This is a genomic window from Alterirhizorhabdus solaris (genome assembly GCF_007785815.1).
Classification (GTDB): Bacteria; Pseudomonadota; Alphaproteobacteria; order Sphingomonadales; family Sphingomonadaceae; genus Alterirhizorhabdus; species Alterirhizorhabdus solaris.
In genome coordinates this window covers 46799-61193 of record NZ_VNIM01000003.1, presented here as the reverse complement: position 1 = coordinate 61193, position 14395 = coordinate 46799, and the positions used below count along the sequence as shown (strand labels likewise).

15 protein-coding genes are annotated in these 14395 nt (G+C 69.0%); 8 read left to right on the top strand and 7 right to left on the bottom strand.

What is annotated here, in order from left to right; genetic code table 11:
• The first annotated feature begins 42 nt into the window (after window positions 1–42).
• Window positions 43–1155, top strand: a complete 1113-nt coding sequence (gene bla / locus FOY91_RS01595) for a class A beta-lactamase (RefSeq protein ID WP_145147434.1) — start codon at window positions 43–45, stop codon at window positions 1153–1155.
• A gap of 8 nt (window positions 1156–1163) precedes the next feature.
• On the opposite strand, the gene FOY91_RS01590 is transcribed toward bla, so the two are convergent.
• Window positions 1164–1799: a murein L,D-transpeptidase catalytic domain family protein gene (locus FOY91_RS01590; protein ID WP_145147431.1), complete on the bottom strand. Its 636-nt coding sequence runs from the start codon at window positions 1797–1799 to the stop codon at window positions 1164–1166.
• A 205-nt stretch (window positions 1800–2004) separates the two neighbouring features.
• On the opposite strand from FOY91_RS01590, the gene FOY91_RS01585 reads away from it, so the two are divergent.
• Both FOY91_RS01585 and FOY91_RS01580 read left to right on the top strand, forming a co-directional pair.
• Entirely contained in the window at window positions 2005–3537 is a 1533-nt protein-coding gene (locus FOY91_RS01585; protein WP_238995168.1) for a L,D-transpeptidase family protein, read from the top strand.
• A complete protein-coding gene (locus FOY91_RS01580; protein WP_145147429.1) occupies window positions 3537–3929 on the top strand; it encodes a hypothetical protein in 393 nt (130 codons plus the stop codon). The genes FOY91_RS01585 and FOY91_RS01580 overlap by 1 nt, the downstream gene beginning before the upstream one ends.
• Before the next feature lie 482 nt (window positions 3930–4411).
• Here FOY91_RS01580 and FOY91_RS21515 read toward each other — a convergent pair whose 3' ends face one another.
• From FOY91_RS21515 to rph, 4 genes are all read right to left on the bottom strand, one after another.
• Complete coding sequence (locus FOY91_RS21515) at window positions 4412–4579, bottom strand: hypothetical protein (protein WP_162527097.1); 168 nt, start codon at window positions 4577–4579, stop codon at window positions 4412–4414.
• Window positions 4580–4683: 104 nt separating this feature from the next.
• A complete protein-coding gene (gene hemW / locus FOY91_RS01575) occupies window positions 4684–5805 on the bottom strand; it encodes a radical SAM family heme chaperone HemW (protein ID WP_238995174.1) in 1122 nt (373 codons plus the stop codon).
• A gap of 101 nt (window positions 5806–5906) precedes the next feature.
• Entirely contained in the window at window positions 5907–6518 is a 612-nt protein-coding gene (gene rdgB / locus FOY91_RS01570; RefSeq protein ID WP_145147424.1) for an RdgB/HAM1 family non-canonical purine NTP pyrophosphatase, read from the bottom strand.
• Window positions 6515–7231, bottom strand: a complete 717-nt coding sequence (gene rph, locus FOY91_RS01565; protein ID WP_145147422.1) for a ribonuclease PH — start codon at window positions 7229–7231, stop codon at window positions 6515–6517. Before rph ends, rdgB begins: the two co-directional genes overlap by 4 nt.
• Before the next feature lie 313 nt (window positions 7232–7544).
• Between rph and hrcA the strand changes: the two genes are divergently transcribed.
• Genes hrcA through FOY91_RS01550 form a run of 3 tightly spaced genes read left to right on the top strand, consistent with a single transcriptional unit; the run spans window position 7545 to window position 9744 of the window.
• Complete coding sequence (hrcA, locus tag FOY91_RS01560; RefSeq protein WP_420822849.1) at window positions 7545–8603, top strand: heat-inducible transcriptional repressor HrcA; 1059 nt, start codon at window positions 7545–7547, stop codon at window positions 8601–8603.
• Window positions 8600–9157 carry a nucleotide exchange factor GrpE gene (gene grpE, locus FOY91_RS01555; protein WP_145147420.1) on the top strand — a complete coding sequence of 186 codons (558 nt, stop codon included), beginning with the start codon at window positions 8600–8602 and terminating at the stop codon, window positions 9155–9157. Before hrcA ends, grpE begins: the two co-directional genes overlap by 4 nt.
• Window positions 9158–9213: 56 nt before the next feature.
• On the top strand, window positions 9214–9744 hold the full coding sequence (locus FOY91_RS01550) for a hypothetical protein (protein ID WP_145147418.1): 531 nt from the start codon (window positions 9214–9216) through the stop codon (window positions 9742–9744).
• Here the strand turns inward: FOY91_RS01550 and FOY91_RS01545 are convergent.
• On the bottom strand, window positions 9711–10139 hold the full coding sequence (locus FOY91_RS01545; protein ID WP_145147416.1) for a hypothetical protein: 429 nt from the start codon (window positions 10137–10139) through the stop codon (window positions 9711–9713). The two genes, FOY91_RS01550 and FOY91_RS01545, sit on opposite strands and share 34 nt — an antisense overlap.
• A gap of 300 nt (window positions 10140–10439) precedes the next feature.
• Window positions 10440–10904 carry a copper chaperone PCu(A)C gene (locus tag FOY91_RS01540; protein WP_145147414.1) on the bottom strand — a complete coding sequence of 155 codons (465 nt, stop codon included), beginning with the start codon at window positions 10902–10904 and terminating at the stop codon, window positions 10440–10442.
• Between the two features lie 170 nt (window positions 10905–11074).
• Between FOY91_RS01540 and dnaK the strand changes: the two genes are divergently transcribed.
• Both dnaK and dnaJ read left to right on the top strand, forming a co-directional pair.
• On the top strand, window positions 11075–12982 hold the full coding sequence (gene dnaK / locus FOY91_RS01535) for a molecular chaperone DnaK (protein ID WP_145147412.1): 1908 nt from the start codon (window positions 11075–11077) through the stop codon (window positions 12980–12982).
• Between the two features lie 56 nt (window positions 12983–13038).
• The gene (gene dnaJ, locus FOY91_RS01530; protein WP_145147410.1) at window positions 13039–14160 is read left to right on the top strand and encodes a molecular chaperone DnaJ; all 1122 of its coding nucleotides are present in this window, start codon (window positions 13039–13041) and stop codon (window positions 14158–14160) included.
• Window positions 14161–14395: the final 235 nt, after the last annotated feature.

The window sequence follows — 14395 nt, the reverse complement described above, 5'->3', positions numbered from 1 at the left end:
CATCCCGGCCGATCATAGGGTCGGCAAAATCGGGGTGAACGGATGACGAGCGAGTTGCGGAAGACGATCCGGCGGGCCGGCGGCCGGCATCGGGCGGCGATCATGTTGCCGGTCTTGCTGGCCGGCTGCGTTTCGCCCTCCGCGCCGCAGCGGGTGTCCACACCGACACCGCCGGTGCGGGTGGTGCAGCCGCGTGTCGTGCCGCCCGGCGCCACGCCGCGCCCGCCCGCGATGCTGCTGAGCGAACTGGAGCGGCTGGGGCGCGGGTTCGACGGCGTCGTCGGCATCGCCGTGCGCGACGTGCAGGCCGGATGGAGCGTGTCGTGGAACGGCACCGGCCGTTTCCCGCAGCAGAGCGTGAGCAAGCTGTGGGTGGCGCTTACCCTGCTCGACGCGGTGGATCGCGGCACGTTGCGGCTGGAAGACCCGATCACCGTCCGCCGGTCCGACCTCACCCTGTTTCACCAGCCGGTCCGCGCGATGATGGGGCCGGACGGTTTCACCACCAGCATCCGCAACCTGCTGACCATCGCGATGACGCAGAGCGACAACACTGCCAACGACGTGCTGCTGCAACGCGTGGGCGGCCCGTCGGCGGTGCGTGCCTTCTTCACCCGCGCCAGCATTTCCGGCATCGCCTTCGGCCCGGGCGAGAAACTGTTGCAGAGCCGGATCGCCGGCATGGAATGGAAGCCGGAATATGCCGGCGGGCAGGGCTGGCTCGTCGCCCGCGCCGCGCTGCCGCTGGAGGTGCGCCGCGCCGCGCTGGAACGCTACCTCGCCGATCCGATGGACGGCGCGCAGCCCGAAGGCATGGTTGCCGCGCTCGCCCGATTGCGCAAGGGCGATATCCTTTCGCCGGGATCGACGCAGGTGCTGCTGTCGATCATGGCGCAGAGCAAGACCGGGCCGCAGCGGCTGAAGGGCGGCCTGGGCGAGAATTGGGCCTTCGCGCACAAGACGGGGACGGGACAGGAACTGGGCAGCCTCGCCACCGGCTACAACGACGTGGGCCTGCTCACCGCGCCCGATGGCCGCACCTTCGCGGTGGCGGTAATGATCGCCAGCACCCGCCAGCCGATCTGGGCGCGGATGCAGTTGATGCAGAACGTGACGCGGGCGGTGGTGTCGTTCGCCGGTGCGCGGCCGTCTTGAGCGAAGCCTCAGCCGGCGTACAGCAGCCGCCCGCGCCCGAGCCGCGCCAGCAACGGGCCGATATCGGCGGTCGAGACGGCGAAGCAGCCGTCGCTGCGGCCGAGCACGCCCTGTCGCGCGACGATCTCAGGCCCGACGTACCAGGCGGAATGGATCACGATGGCACGTGCCTCGGCGTGGTCGTTGCTCGGGTCCAGCCCGATCAGCCGGCGCGAGGCGCCGTGGATGCCGTCGTATGCCTCTCCGGTAAGGTAGGCCCCTCGCGAGGTGGCGGCCGACCCCTCCACATTGGAGAAGGCGGCGAGCATGCCGCTGTGATCGGGATCGGACCCCTTGCCGTGCGCCACCAGCATCGTGGTGACGGTGCCGCCGAGCAGGTCGATCAGGTACAGCCGGGGCGTGGCGGACGGCAGCGCGAAATCGACGATTGCGATCGCATCGCGCGACCAGATCGCCGACTCGTGCCGTGCCAGCGCCGCCGACGCCGCAGCCACCAGATCGGGCCGGATGTCCCGCGCGATCGCCGCAAGCCCGGCCTGCGGCACCGCGCCCGCCGCCCTCGTGGAGAGCGCGAGGCCGAGGCCGGCGGCAAGAAGCGTGCGGCGGGCGACCCAGGACTGGCCTGCAGGGCATCGTTCGGTCATCGGGAGCGAAGCGGCCTCGTCTTCGTTAGGGACATTGCGGGACGCGGGGTCGCGTTCGCAGAGCCGGGCGGTAGCCGATGCGCGGTCCGGTTTCGAGTGGTTTGCCGGCCGTCATGATGCGGCAGGGCTTGCGCGGCCGGTGGCCGACTATAGGGTTTCAGCGACATGCCCCGCGTATGGTGGCATGGCAGACGGGGGCGTGGAAATGAGCAGTTTGTCGAACGGCGGGATGCGTATGCCCGCCTGGCTGGCCGGGATCGGCGCGGCCGCGCTGATGACAGGCCTCGCGGTCGCCCCGGTCGAATCGCAGGTGCCGGTGCCCGACGCGCCGATGACGGTGATGCCCTTGCCGCTGGACCGCACCGTCGCCACCCCTCCGCTCCCCGCCCCAACGCTGACCTCGGCGCAGGCAAAACTGCTGCGTCAGATGCTCGACGGTGCCTCGGCGCACGGCCTGACCGCCGATCCGGCGAAATCGTCCGTCCAGCCGGTCGCGCTCGGACCGGATGATCCGGCGCTGATCGGGGCGGTGATGGATCATGCCCGCGCGCTGCATGCAGGGCGCCTCACCAAGGCCGACTACCTCCCGGCGTGGGGGCTGCGCCCCGCCGCCTACGATCCGTGGCCGGGCTTCGTCGCGGCAGTGACGCAGGACCGGCTGGCGAGCTGGATCGCATCGCTGCCGCCGCCCTACGCCGGTTACGATGCGTTGCGTCGTGGCCTCACCACCTATCGCCAGATCGAGGCGAGCGGTGGCTGGCCGGTGGTCCCGGCCGGGCCGGATATCGGCCCCGGCAGCAGTGGCCCGCGCGTGGTGGCGCTGCGCAAGCGGCTGGCGGTGGAGGACAAGGACGCCGACCTCGGCACCTCTGACAAGTTCGACACGAAGCTGGCCGAGCATGTCCGCCGCGCACAGAAGCGTTACGGGCTGGAGCCGACCGGCACCGCCGGCCAGCAGACGCTCGCCGCGCTGAACGTACCGGCCGCGCAGCGCGTGCGCCAGATCGTCGCGAACATGGAGCGGTGGCGCTGGCTGCCGGCCGATCTGCCGGCCGACCGCATCCAGGTGAACATCGCCGCCGCCGTGCTGACGATGTTCAAGGGTGATACCCCCGTCACCTCGATGCGCGCCGTGACCGGGCGGCCGGGCGACGAGACGCCGATGCTGCAATCGAGCATCCACAGCATCGTCATCAACCCGCCGTGGAACGTGCCGCAGTCGATCGCGAAGAAAGAATTAATGCCGAAGGGCGCTGCCTATCTGAAGCGCGCCGGCTTCAAGATCATCCCGCTCGACGGTGGCGGCACGCGGTTGCAGCAGAAACCGGGCGAGGGCAATTCGCTGGGCCGCATCAAGTTCGATTTCGACAATCCCTATGGGGTGTACCTGCACGACACCTCGTCGCGCGCCACCTTCTCGCGTTATGCCCGCATGGTCAGCCACGGCTGCGTGCGGCTAGAGCGGCCGGTCGATCTGGCCGAACTGGCGCTGACGGGCGACGCGAAGTGGGAGGGCGATGCGGTGCAGGCCGCGATCGACAAGGGCGATACCGTGCGTGCGCGGCTGCCGCAGCCGATTTCCGTCTATCTGCTCTACTGGACGGCATTCGCCAGCGCCAACGGGCAGGTCAGCTTCCGGGCCGACCCCTATGGCTGGGACGACACGCTGGCGAACAAGGTGGCGGCGAGCGCGCGGCGTGCGCCGGTGGTGACGGCATCGGTTTCCGGGGGGGCGTGATGGGCATGACGGGGGAACGGCGCGACGCGAAGCGTGGCGGAGCGATCGGGCGCGGGCTGATCGTGGCGGGGCTGGCGATGGCGGTGCTGGCGGGGTGTTCCGAATCCCCGCCCCAGCGTGAGGACGACACCTTCGCGAACGAAGTGGTGGAGGTGCTGCCCACTCCGGCCGAGCCGCCACCCGTCGTGGAAAAGGTGACGCCGCCGCCAAAGCTGCCCGAGCCGGATGCCAACGTGGCCGACGCGCTGCCGGCCGAAGAGCCACCGTCCCCCGATGCGCAGATGCTGGAAGATGCCGACGCCAGCGGCCTCACCTCCCGCGTGACACGGACCGAGGATGCTGCGGACGGATCGGGCGAGACGGCCGCGCCCGCGTCTGACGGCACGCCGTAAAGCGCTGGCGGGTCGCACGCGGCTTCGCGTCACGCGGACTGGGCTCGAGGCAGGTAAGCGGTCCGGACGGCGGCATCAGTCGTTGACGGGGCACTTGAGGTGCCGGGGGCCGGTGGCACTGCCAGCGGCCTTGCTTCGTAGCGGCACCTTGCCTCGCCCGAAGACTGGCTGACCGGGAACCCTGCCTCCTGTCTTCGCTGCGGTGCCGGAGGGCGCCATAGGCTCGATACGTTTCAAGGTCGCTGACGTAGGGGAGCGGGGTTAAAGGTCTGACTGGCCGCTGGGCCACGTGGGGCAGAGCTAGACCGCCCTGTCGGCTATCAAGCCATCCCGGCAAGCCGACGGATTGGTTGGCCTCTCCGATCAGACCCCCGAAGGCAGGTGATTACTACTACCGATCTCTCGGTCGCAGTCATGGGGTCATGAAAGCGCGCAAAGTATGCCGCGTGGCCGAAACTGTTCGTCACTCTTCCCGTCGCCGGTCAGCCGATCAGGCTGGAAAGGAACCAGATCCGCGTCGCGCCGGTGCGCATCAGCGCGCAGCCGCAACCGCGGCAACTGCTGCGCTGGATGCCGTCGTCACCGCGTGCGGTCGAACGGTCGGGCTGGTGGATGCCAGCGCGGCAATCGGTGATGCGCGAACGTCTCAAGGGGTGTCTCCTGCGTGGTGCGCAGGGGATAGGCCGGGTGGATCGCAGGCGGATTTCGGGGATGTTGCGCCATGTTGCAGCGGCGGCCTTGCCGTAGCGGCAGGTCAGCCGATCGCCACGACCTGCGGCAGGATCGCGTCGAGCAGCAGCATGCCGGCCTCCGTCACGATCAGCCGGTCGCGCCTCTGCGCAACGAGGCCGAGCGTCTCGAGCCTGGCGACGGCGGCGGCATCGACCAACCGAGCCGTCGCGATCCCGGTACGCGCGGCGATGGCGGCCGGATCGATCCCCTCGGCCAGTCGCAGCCCCATCAGCAGCGCCTCGGTGGCGCGCGCCTCGGGCGTGAGGATATCGTCCTCGGCGATGCCGTGGGCGTTGCGGTCCATCGCGGCGAGCCAGTTTTCCGGCTTGCGATGGCGGATGGTGGCGTGGCCATGGCGGCGGCCGTGCGCGCCGGGGCCGATGCCGGCATAGTCGCCCTGCCGCCAGTAGGTGAGGTTGTGGCGGCTCTCCTCGCCCGGCCGCGCATGGTTCGACACCTCGTAGGCGGGCAGCCCGGCGGCGGTGGTGAGCGCGCGGGTGGCCTCGAAGAGGTCGGCGGCGTGATCGGGGTCGGCCGGCACCAGTTTGCCCTGTGCGGCCAGCGTGGCGAAGCGCGTGCCCGGCTCGATGGTGAGCTGGTAGAGCGAGAGGTGGCCGGTGCCGAGGCCGATCGCGTGGGTGAGCATCGCCTGCCATGCCGCCAGCGACTGGCCGGGCAGCGCGTAGATCAGGTCGAAATTGACGCGGGCGAACGCGGCCTGTGCTGTTTCCAGCGCGGCCAGCCCCTCGGCCACGCCATGCGCGCGGCCGAGGAAGGCGAGCGCATCGTCGTCGAGCGATTGCAGGCCGAGCGAGACGCGGTTGATGCCGGCCGCGCCCAGATCGGCGAAGCGCGCCGCCTCCACCGAGGAGGGGTTCGCCTCCAGCGTGATCTCGATATCGGGCGCAAAGCCCCAGTGGCGCTCCGCCGCCGCGATCAGCGCCGCGACGGTGGCGGGCGGCATCAGCGAGGGGGTGCCGCCGCCGAAGAAGATCGAGGTCAGCCGGCGACCGGGCAGCGACGTTGCTTCATGCGCCATGTCCGACAGCAACGCGGCACGCCAGCGATCCTCGTCCACGCCGGCGCGGACGTGGCTGTTGAAGTCGCAATATGGGCATTTGGAAACGCAGAACGGCCAGTGGATATAAAGCGCGAGGTCGCCGCCTTGCCGTTCCCCGAGCGCAGTCGAGGGGTCGCCACGGTTCTCCCGTAACGCCGCCCCTCGACCCGGCCCGGGGGAGGGATTCAAAATACCGCCGCGACGAGTTTGGCGAACGCCTTGGCGCGATGGCTCATCGCGTGCTTGGCGTCCGGGTCCATCTCGCCGAAGGTCTGCTTGTGGCCGTTGGGCAGGAACATCGGATCGTAGCCGAAGCCCTGCTGCCCGCGTGGCGGCCACACCAGGGTGCCGTCGCTGCGCCCCTCGAACGTCTCGATATGCCCGTCCGGCCAGCACAGCGACAGCGCGCAGACGAAATGCGCATCGCGCCCCGTCTCCGGCCCGGCCTTGCCGAGAGCATCCTCGACCAGTTGCATCGCCACGCCGAAATCCTTGCTCTCGCCCGCCCAGCGCGCCGAGAAGATGCCCGGATCGCCGCCCAGCGCCTCGACGCACAGGCCGCTGTCGTCGGCCAGCGCGGGCAGGCCGGAGAGATCGGCCGACGCACGCGCCTTCAGCTCGGCATTGGCGGCGAAGGTGGTGCCGGTTTCCTCAGGCTCCGGCAGGTCGAGCGAGGCGGCGGACACCGGCTCGATCCCGAAGGGGGCGAGCAGGGCGCGGATTTCCCGCACCTTGCCCTCGTTGTGGCTCGCGATCACCAGCCGGCCGGGGGCGAGCCTGCGATGCGCGCCCGTCACCGGCCGGTGGCCCGGCGCTGCGCGGCGAAAATCTCGCCGCAGCCGATGCGGGCGAGGCGCAGCAGACGGAGCAGCGCCTCCTCGTCGTAGGTCGCGCCCTCGGCGGTGGCCTGCACCTCGGCGATGTTGCCGTCGCCGATCAGCACGAAATTGGCGTCGGCGTGCGCGTTCGAATCCTCGATATAGTCGAGGTCGAGCACCGGCGTGCCCTCGTGGATGCCGCACGAGACGGCGGCGACCTGCGCGACGATCGGATCCTGCGTCAGCGCGCCCGAGGCGAGCAGCTTGTCCACCGCGAGGCGCAGCGCCACCCAGCCGCCGGAGATGGCGGCGGTGCGGGTGCCGCCGTCGGCCTGGATCACGTCACAGTCGATCGTGATCTGGCGCTCGCCGAGCTTTGCCATGTCCACCACGGTGCGCAACGATCGGCCGATCAGCCGCTGGATCTCCTGCGTGCGGCCGGACTGCTTGCCCTTGGCCGCCTCGCGCGATCCGCGGGTGTGCGTGGCGCGCGGCAGCATGCCGTATTCCGCCGTCACCCAGCCCTTGCCCTTGCCGCGCAGGAACGGCGGCACGCGCTCCTCCAGCGAGGCGGTGACGAGTACGCGGGTGTCGCCGAAGCTGACGAGGCACGAACCCTCGGCATGCTTGGTGAAGCCGGTCTCCATCGAAATGGGTCGCATCTGGTCTGGGGCACGGCCGGAGGGGCGCATCGGAATGTCCTTGCTTGGTCTGGGCTGATCGGGGCGGCAGGCGCATGTAGCGGCAGCGGCACCCGGCCGCCAGTGTGAAGGAGAGGGCGATAGCCCGACTGTTGCGGATCGTGGACTTCGCGGCGCTGGCGATGGGCCACCGGGGATCGGGCAGGGGACGGGCCGATCCGGTGGCTCGCCCCCGGCATCAGGCGCGATCGGCAACCGTGGGCACCGCGCTTCGTGCTGTGCGCCGCGGTCGGCGTGGGGCTGCGGGGGCGGTCACGACGGCGGCCTCGTTGAGCGGGCGGGGCGGTTGCTCTATATCGGCGCCATGAACGGCCCCATCCTGTCCGCCGCGCCGATCGGCGAGATGTCCGCCCGCGCGCGTGACGTGTTCCGGCTGGTGGTGGAAAATTACCTGGGATCCGGCCAGCCGGTCGGCTCGCAGACGATCGCGCGGCTGCCGGGGCTGAACCTGTCGCCCGCCTCGATCCGCAACGTGATGCAGGATCTGGAGGAGCGCGGCCTGCTCGCCTCCCCGCACACCTCCGCCGGCCGCTTGCCGACCGAGACGGGGCTGCGGCTGTTCGTGGATGCGATGATGCAGGCAGCCGCCCCTTCGGCGCAGGAACGCGCGGCGATCGAGGCGCGGGCGCTGGGCGGCGGGCCGATCGAGGAGGCGCTGGCCGCCACCAGCGCCGCGCTCTCCGGCCTGTCCGCCTGCGCCGGCATCGTGCTGGTGCCGCGGCGGGAGCCGGTATTGCGCCAGTTCGGTTTCGTGCCGCTCTCGCACGGGCAGGCGCTGGCGGTGCTGGTGGGGCATGACGGCACGGTGGAGAACCGGGTGGTCGACCTGCCGCGCGGGCTGCCGCCTTCCGCGCTGGTGGAGGCGGGCAATTACATTACCGAGCGGCTGGCGGGCTTGACCCTGCGCGAGGCGGAGGCGCGGTTGCGCCACGAGATCGGCGAGGGCCGCGCCGCGCTGGATAGCGCCGCGCATGAACTGATCGCGCGCGGCTTGGCGGTCTGGTCGCAGGACAATGCGGCGCGGCCGGTGCTGATCGTGCGCGGCGCCGCCAACCTGATCGACGCCACCGCCGCCGCCGATCTGGAACGGGTGCGCCAGTTGCTCGACGAGATCGAAGGCAAGGAGGAGATCGCCCGCCTGCTCGATCGCGCGCGCAGCGGCGCGGGGATGAAGATCTTCATCGGATCGGAGAACAAGCTGTTCTCGCTTTCCGGCTCCTCGGTGATCGCGGCACCCTATCACGATGGCGAGGGCCGGGTGGTCGGCGTGGTGGGGGTGATCGGGCCGACGCGGTTGAACTATGCGCGCGTCGTGCCCATGGTGGATTTTACGGCACAGGCACTATCGAGATTGATGGCATGAACGAAGACGATACGACGAACATCGACACCAACGAGACGGCGGCTGACGCTGCCGACGAGAACCCGTTCGCCCGGCTGGAGGGCGAGCTGGAACGGCTGAAGAACGAGGTGCTCTACGCACAGGCCGAGACGCAGAACGTGCGCCGCCGGCTGGAAAAGGAAAAGCAGGACGCGCAGGCCTATGCCACGACCGGCTTCGCGCGCGATCTGCTGTCGGTGAGCGACAATCTGGCACGCGCGTTGGCCGCGATCCCCGATTCGCTGCGCGAGGACGAGAAGATGAAGCCCCTCGTCACCGGCATCGAGATGACCGGCAAGGAACTGGAGACGGTGTTCGGCCGCCACGGCATCTCGAAGATCGAGGCTATGGGCGCCAAGCTCGATCCGAACAGGCATCAGGCGATCATGGAGATGGAGCAGGACGGCGCCGAGCCGGGCACCGTCGTGCATGAGATGCAGGCCGGGTATATGATCAAGGACCGCCTGCTGCGCCCCGCTATGGTGGGCGTGGCCAAGGCCGGTGCCGCTGGCACGAAGGTCGACGCGCAGGCCTGACCGGCCGCTCGCTTGCTGATGAACAGGCCGCCGCAGGCAACTGCGGCGGCCTGTTCATGCCTGTGCGCCGGCGGTCGCTCGACCCCGATTGGCCGACGATCGAAGCGGGGAAGGCGCTGGCGTCGCAGCACGATGCGGCGTTCGGGGGCGTCGTTGCGGATCGTCTCGATCCGGTGCCAGCAGGCGGAGAGGACCGGATCGACCGGGATCGCATCCGGCGCCCGACCGAGGCCGCGCTCGAACAGCAGATGCAGATATGGCGGGCCGACCTCTATTGCGGGCCGGCCTCGCGCGGCTCTCCGGGGCCGTCGACGGCCTGCTCGATTGTCCTGCCCAAGCGTTGCTACTGGCCGACGCGCGCCGATGCGGTCGAAGCCGCCGACGATCAGCGCGCCGGTTCGGTCCGATATCGACGTATCTCCTCCGGCCTGGCTGCTGTCGCTCTATCCGAATGGCTTCGGCGTAGCCGCTCCCGGTGCGTCACCCGCCATATCCACGCGGGGGTCGCCGCATCCCGCCAGCATCGCGAGCAGGACGGAGGTGGCGACGGGTTCTACCCTGTCCTCACGGGGAGGGCGTCCCTGTAATCATCCGGCATGTAGACACCGCCCAGTATCGAGACGCCGTGGATGAGCCGATAATAGTCCTGAACCATCTGGCCCATCTGTTCGATGCCGTAATCCTCGAGCCGCTTGCCGGCGACGAGCGTATATTCGTAGTTCCGGTCGAACGGCCCGGAGAGCATCAGGTAATAGCCGAGCACGTACGTCTGATAGAGGTGGGTCGCCTCGTGCAGGAACAGCGCCCTCAACGATATCGACACCGTGGGGGCGCTGAAATCGTCGCGGTAATCGCGTCGGGGGAAATAGATGCTGCCGTCCGGCGTCATCGCGCGGTCGTTGGGGTACGGCCACCAGAAGTTGAAGGGGAAGATGCGGGCGGAGGCGATGCCCCTGGTCGTGCCGAACATCGCGTCGATCATGTCGAGCTCGCCTGCCGTCAGCCTCCGGCCGCGCACATGGCGACAGACCCATCGCGCGGCGGTGCTGACGCGGCGGGGGAATTTGCCGATAACACCGCGCGCCGGATGCGCTACGTCCCCGGTCCGCCCGATCTCGCGACGAACGCTGGAGCGGCCGGTTCCGTCTTCATCGACCATCGCTGTGCTCTCCCGAGGCGATCGCCGATGCGCATGCCTGCCCGGCGGCGGACGAGCGGATGATGCGCGCCTTAGACCGCCGGCTCAACCGGTTGGCCGACAGGGCGGGCGGTGTCGTGCGGATCAGAAACCGGGCGCCTCGCCGCCCGCGCCCACGGTCTTCGCCTCACCTTCCACCGCCTTGCCGCTGGCAAAGCGGAAGCGCAGGGGAATGGCGGTGCCGGGCGTGATCGCCGGGTCGACACCGAACAGCATGGCGTGCTTGCCGCCGGGCTGGAACAGCGCCGAGCCGCCGGGCGGCACGTCCACCCCGGCCAGCGGCTTCATCGACATCATGCCCTCCGTGCCGCCACCCATGCTCTCGTGCAGCTCGATCCGCTGCACCAGCGCGCTGTCGATCGCGACCAGCCGATCGGGTTTCGCCGCCCCCGTGAGGGTGAAATACAGCGCCGCCGGGCGGCCCGCGACGGGCGAAAGCCGCGCCCACGCATATTTTACCGCCACCGCATCGGGCGCGGATGGCTGGCAGGCGGAGAGCGCAAGGCCAAGAAAAGCCACGCCGAATGCGCGCAGGCGGATGTTTCGCATCGGGACTCCGATCGTCGGGAACTGCCGCTGCCATAAGGCGTGCAGGCGACTTGCGGCAAGCGAAAGCCCCCCTATATCGCCCACCGTAACGTTGCCCGGAGACTGCCTCGCTTCACTGGCAAGGGGGTGGTCGGGGCAGCAGGGGCATATAGGAGTTGAAAGGTCAGACTATGGCAAAAGTGATCGGTATCGACCTCGGCACCACCAACAGCTGCGTGTCGGTGATGGAGGGCGGCAAGCCCAAGGTGATCGAGAACAGCGAAGGCGCACGCACCACGCCCTCGATCGTCGCCTTCGCCAAGGATGGCGAGCGACTGGTCGGGCAGCCGGCCAAGCGGCAGGCGGTGACGAACCCGGACGGCACCATCTATGCGGTGAAGCGCCTGATCGGCCGCCGCTTCGACGATCCCGTCACGCGTAAGGATACCGAGCTGGTTTCCTATGACATCGTCAAGGGCAGCAACGGCGATGCGTGGGTGAAGGCCGGCGGCGAGGATTATTCCCCCGCTCAGATTTCCGCCTTCACGCTCCAGAAGATGAAGGACACCGCCGAGGCGTATCTCGGCGAGACCGTGACGCAGGCGGTCATCACCGTGCCGGCGTATTTCAACGACGCCCAGCGGCAGGCAACCAAGGACGCCGGCCGCATCGCCGGCCTCGAGGTGCTGCGCATCATCAACGAGCCGACCGCCGCCGCGCTCGCCTACGGGCTGGAGAAGCAGGACGGCAAGACGATCGCGGTGTACGATCTGGGCGGCGGCACGTTCGACGTTTCGATCCTCGAGATCGGCGACGGCGTGTTCGAGGTGAAGTCGACCAACGGCGATACCTTCCTCGGCGGCGAGGATTTCGACGCCAAGCTGGTCGAGTATCTCGCAGCCGAGTTCCAGAAGGCCGAGGGGATCGATCTCAAGAAGGATCGTCTTGCTCTCCAGCGCCTGAAGGAAGCAGCCGAGAAGGCCAAGATCGAGCTGTCGTCGGCGCAGAGCACCGAAGTGAACCTGCCGTTCATCACGGCGGACGCGACGGGGCCGAAGCATCTGGTGAAGAACATCACCCGTGCCGATCTGGAGCGGCTGGTCGAGGATCTCATCAAGCGCACGCAGGAGCCGATGCGCAAGGCGCTGGCCGATGCCGGGCTGAAGGCGGCCGACATCGCCGAGGTGGTGCTGGTCGGCGGCATGACGCGCATGCCCAAGGTGCGCGAGGCGGTGAAGGCGTTCTTCGGCAAGGAGCCGCACACCGGCGTTAACCCGGACGAGGTCGTCGCGATGGGCGCCGCCATCCAGGCGGGCGTGCTGCAGGGCGACGTCAAGGATGTGCTGTTGCTCGACGTGACGCCGCTGTCGCTGGGCATCGAGACGCTGGGTGGCGTGTTCACCCGGATGATCGATCGCAACACCACGATCCCGACGAAGAAGTCGCAGGTGTATTCCACCGCCGACGACAATCAGGGCGCCGTCACCATCCGCGTGTTCCAGGGCGAGCGCGAGATGGCTGCGGACAACAAGATGCTCGGCCAGTTCGATCTGGTCGGCATTCCGCCAGCACCGCGCGGCGTGCCGCAGATCGAGGTGATCTTCGACATCGACGCCAACGGCATCGTGCACGTGACCGCCAAGGACAAGGGCACCGGCAAGGAGCAGCAGATCAAGATCCAGGCATCGGGCGGTCTGTCCGACGCCGACGTCGATCAGATGGTCCGAGACGCCGAGAAGTTCGCCGAGGAGGACAAGAAGCGTCGCGCATCGGCCGAGGCGAAGAACAACGCCGAAAGCCTGATCCACACCACCGAGCAGCAGCTGCGCGAGCATGGTGAGAAGATCGATGCGTCGCTGAAGGCCGAGATCGAGGCGGCGGTGGCCGAGGCCAAGACCGCGGTCGAGGGCGGCGAGCCGGAGGCGATGACCGAGAAGGCGCAGGCGCTGGCGCAGGTGTCGATGAAGCTGGGTCAGGCGATCTACGAGAAGGAGCAGGCGGCGGCTGCCTCTCCGGGTGGCGACGGCGGCGAGACGGCGAAGGCCGACGACGTGGTTGATGCCGAGTTCTCGGAAGTCGACGAAGACCGCAAGGCTTGACGGCGACGGCCCCCGCTCCATCACGGAGCGGGGGCTGATCCGCGCCGGGGGACTGCATGGCTGATACCGAATATTACGAGCTGCTCGAAATCGAGCGCACCGCCGACGACAAGACGATCAAGTCGTCGTACCGCCGGTTGGCGATGATCTGCCACCCGGACAAGAACCCGGGCTGCAAGGACAGCGAGGCGCGGTTCAAGGCGATCAGCGAGGCCTATGACTGCCTCAAGGATCCACAGAAACGCGCCGCCTACGACCGCTTCGGCAAGGCCGCGTTCCAGCAGGGCGGCCCGGGCGGCGGCCGGGGCGGCGCCGACATGGGCGGCTTCTCCGACATCTTCGACAATATCTTCGGCGAGTTCATGGGCGGCCAGCGCGGTGGCCGTGGCGGGCCGGCACGTGGCGCGGACCTGCGCTACGACATGGAGATCACGCTGGAGGAAGCCTTTCACGGCAAGCCGACGGAGATCCATGTCGACGTGGCGGCGCTGTGCGACACCTGCGACGGCACCGGATCGCGGGCCGGGACGGCGGCGCGCACCTGCTCAACCTGCGCCGGCCACGGCAAGGTGCGGGCGCAGCAGGGCTTCTTCGTCGTCGAGCGGACATGCCCGACCTGCCACGGTGCGGGCCAGATGATCGCCGACCCGTGCCCCGCCTGCAATGGCGAGGGCCGGGTGGACAAGGCCAAGACGCTGTCGGTGAACGTGCCGGCCGGCGTGGACGAGGGCACCCGCATCCGCCTGACTGGCGAGGGCGAGGCGGGGGCGCGCGGGGGACCGGCGGGCGACCTCTACATCTTCATCCACGTGGCCCGCCACGGCCTGTTCGAGCGAGAGGGCAACACGCTGTTCGCACGTTGCCCGGTATCGTTCACCACCGCCTCGCTGGGCGGTACGATCGAGGTGCCGGGGTTGGACGGCCAGCGTCATTCGATCCGAATCCCGGCCGGCATACAGTCCGGCAAGCAGCTGCGTCAGCGCGGAGCCGGCATGCCGGTACTCAACGGGCGGGGCACGGGTGACATGGTCGTGCAGATCGATGTCGAGACGCCGACGAAGCTGAGCGCCCGCCAGAAGGAGTTGCTGGAGGAATTCCGCGCGACCGAGACCGGCGCGGAATGTCCTCAGTCCGAGGGTTTCTTCTCGCGGATCAAGGGCATGTTCGCCAGCGACTGAGGCGATCTGGAACTGATACCAAAAAGGCCCGTCGGCATCCCTGCCGGCGGGCCTTTTTGGTAACGCCTGTACGCTTACAGCGCGAGGACGACGCCCACGGCAAGCGCCTGCGCCGCCACCGCCAGCATGAAGCTGGTGGCAGATTCAAAAATCGACATGTCTGTTCTCCGATGGCCGCCGTACTCGACGTGCCTGACCCCTGCTTGTGCAGTGCAACATAGATAGGGCTCTGTCG

Coding starts and splice junctions, on each gene's coding strand:
- bla (WP_145147434.1), top strand. CDS start 43: ATGACGAGCGAGTTGCGGAAGACGATCCGGCGGGCCGGCGGCCGGCAT.
- FOY91_RS01590 (WP_145147431.1), bottom strand. CDS start 1,799: ATGACCGAACGATGCCCTGCAGGCCAGTCCTGGGTCGCCCGCCGCACG.
- FOY91_RS01585 (WP_238995168.1), top strand. CDS start 2,005: ATGAGCAGTTTGTCGAACGGCGGGATGCGTATGCCCGCCTGGCTGGCC.
- FOY91_RS01580 (WP_145147429.1), top strand. CDS start 3,537: ATGGGCATGACGGGGGAACGGCGCGACGCGAAGCGTGGCGGAGCGATC.
- rph (WP_145147422.1), bottom strand. CDS start 7,231: ATGCGCCCCTCCGGCCGTGCCCCAGACCAGATGCGACCCATTTCGATG.
- hrcA (WP_420822849.1), top strand. CDS start 7,545: ATGAACGGCCCCATCCTGTCCGCCGCGCCGATCGGCGAGATGTCCGCC.
- grpE (WP_145147420.1), top strand. CDS start 8,600: ATGAACGAAGACGATACGACGAACATCGACACCAACGAGACGGCGGCT.
- FOY91_RS01550 (WP_145147418.1), top strand. CDS start 9,214: ATGCCTGTGCGCCGGCGGTCGCTCGACCCCGATTGGCCGACGATCGAA.
- FOY91_RS01545 (WP_145147416.1), bottom strand. CDS start 10,139: ATGATCGACGCGATGTTCGGCACGACCAGGGGCATCGCCTCCGCCCGC.
- FOY91_RS01540 (WP_145147414.1), bottom strand. CDS start 10,904: ATGCGAAACATCCGCCTGCGCGCATTCGGCGTGGCTTTTCTTGGCCTT.
- dnaK (WP_145147412.1), top strand. CDS start 11,075: ATGGCAAAAGTGATCGGTATCGACCTCGGCACCACCAACAGCTGCGTG.
- dnaJ (WP_145147410.1), top strand. CDS start 13,039: ATGGCTGATACCGAATATTACGAGCTGCTCGAAATCGAGCGCACCGCC.